Origin of the sequence: Secundilactobacillus collinoides DSM 20515 = JCM 1123 (genome assembly GCF_001435975.1) — a bacterium.
Taxonomy (GTDB): Bacteria; Bacillota; Bacilli; order Lactobacillales; family Lactobacillaceae; genus Secundilactobacillus; species Secundilactobacillus collinoides.
Window position 1 is genome coordinate 1 of record NZ_AYYR01000098.1, and the last position, 1,878, is coordinate 1,878.

Genomic DNA, 1,878 nt, shown 5'->3' on the forward strand with positions numbered 1-1,878 from the left:
ATATTTAAGCTCGATTTTGACTTCCTTTTCTTGTTGCATTAATAACTTCCAGCCAATGTATGGCCGTTTGGTAAAGGTCAATAATTGTCGGGTCAATAAATCATCACGAATATTCATTAAACGTTCGTTTAATTCACTGCCTTTGAAAATCGTTTGTTCACTATTAGTTTCTTTAATCAATTCCTGTCGTTCAGCCGCGGTTGTCTGTTCAAAATCAAGCTCTGGATAAAGTTTTTTAGTCGTGCGATCAACCACTTTATTTAAGAGTTCATCTGCTTTTTTTAGTGAACTTTCTTGTTGGTTAATCGTCAATAATTGCTTAGTGACATCTTCACCAACCGCGTGCTTAATTAAGGTACTGTTTTTCCAATTAAATAGCATGCGCCGCTTATCATCTAAGTTCTCCAAACTGATATAGGTTTTCAGTTCATGGCTTAACTCTTTAACTACCCGTTTTTCATTAAACGAGAAGTGTTTACTTAGGCTATCTAAATGACCTCTATTGATTACTTTTTCTTGGTTATTTTTATAACTGGCTTTGGCCTTGCGATAGTCCTTAACTTGTTGGTTAAATTCTTTTCTTTCATGCCGCTTACTATTGATTCCCTCATGTTGCATTGGGGTATCATCTATTCCCTCCTCGATAAATGATTTTTCGCTGATCCGATCGGGAATGCTTTTTTGCTCTAAAACTTGATTTACACTAACCGCCCAATTGTGCCGCCATTCAGTTACTTTTTCTTTTTTATCCCAATCAACCAACCAAATTTTTCGGTTTCTCACATTCCCTGCAGGGGTCTTAGTTTTATTACCATGACTATCTAAAATGTATTCGGTTTTTGTTTTCTGTCCCCAAGTACCATCGGGGTTAAATGGGCGATTGGTTAACATCACATGAGCGTGCGGATTATCTGGGTGGTCGCGATGAATTGCCACGTCGGCTACCATGCCCTCATCAACAAAATTTTCTTGTACATATTTTTTCAATAATTCTTTCTGTTCATCTTCACTTAATTCAACTGGTAAAGCCACGTTAAACTCTTTTGCATACCGTGAATTTGATTTACGATCTTTCGTTTCAACTTCATTCCACAACTGCTCTCGATCACTGGCCCATTCTGGTGCATTTTTGGGGGTTAAAATAAAGCTTTCTGGCATAACCGAGCGGGCATAAAAATAGTGGCGACCTTCCTTATCATCAAATAGCTTTTCACCACTTCGATAAGCGGCACTGGCAATCGCACTTCGTCCTTTACCAGCACTAATATTACTAAAACTCATGTGAAATATTGCCATGTCAGTCACCGTCTTCCTTTGATTCTATGGGCTTGACTTTGTTGTCGCCATCGGCGACTTCTAATACAGGTTTTAATGGGTTTAGCACAACGTCATCAAAGATGACGTGTAAGTGCGCATTGACCTCGTTTCACTCGGCCTGCTAATTCCCCTAAATTTACTTCTAGTGTATGCCTTCCGCTTCGCTATTTCAACTTCTATCCTTTGACTTAACGTTCTCTGTATGATATAGTGTCGGTGATTATTTTTAATACGATTGGAGGGATCATTATGTCTTAAAGTAACTTAGAAAAACAAGAAGCCAAATTAAAACAGCTTAATCAAAAGATTAAAGCTGAAAAAAATAAAATTGAACAAAATCTCGGTAAGCAAATCATTAGATCAGCCAATTTGGATTATGGGACACTTACCACTCCACAGATTAAAATAATTGCTAAAAAAGTTGCCGCCTTTTTAAATCAATCTCAAAATAACCAATAATAGTTAGGTGGTAATGACTATGCCTAATCAATATGAAAAATTAGTTGAGCAGCAAGCGCGTTTAAAACAAAAAATTGAGCGGGAAGATTTTAAATTACGGCA

Annotated in this window: 1 protein-coding gene and 1 pseudogene; one reads left to right on the forward strand and one right to left on the reverse strand. The window is 37.2% G+C overall.

Annotated elements, in window-relative coordinates:
• A partial coding sequence (mobQ, locus tag FC82_RS13725; RefSeq protein ID WP_162260955.1) for a MobQ family relaxase occupies nt 1-1,296 on the reverse strand: 1,296 nt, incomplete at its 3' end.
• Between the two features lie 270 nt (nt 1,297-1,566).
• On the opposite strand from mobQ, the pseudogene FC82_RS17235 reads away from it, so the two are divergent.
• Nucleotides 1,567-1,776, forward strand: a pseudogene (locus FC82_RS17235) (hypothetical protein).
• The last annotated feature ends 102 nt before the right edge of the window (nt 1,777-1,878 follow it).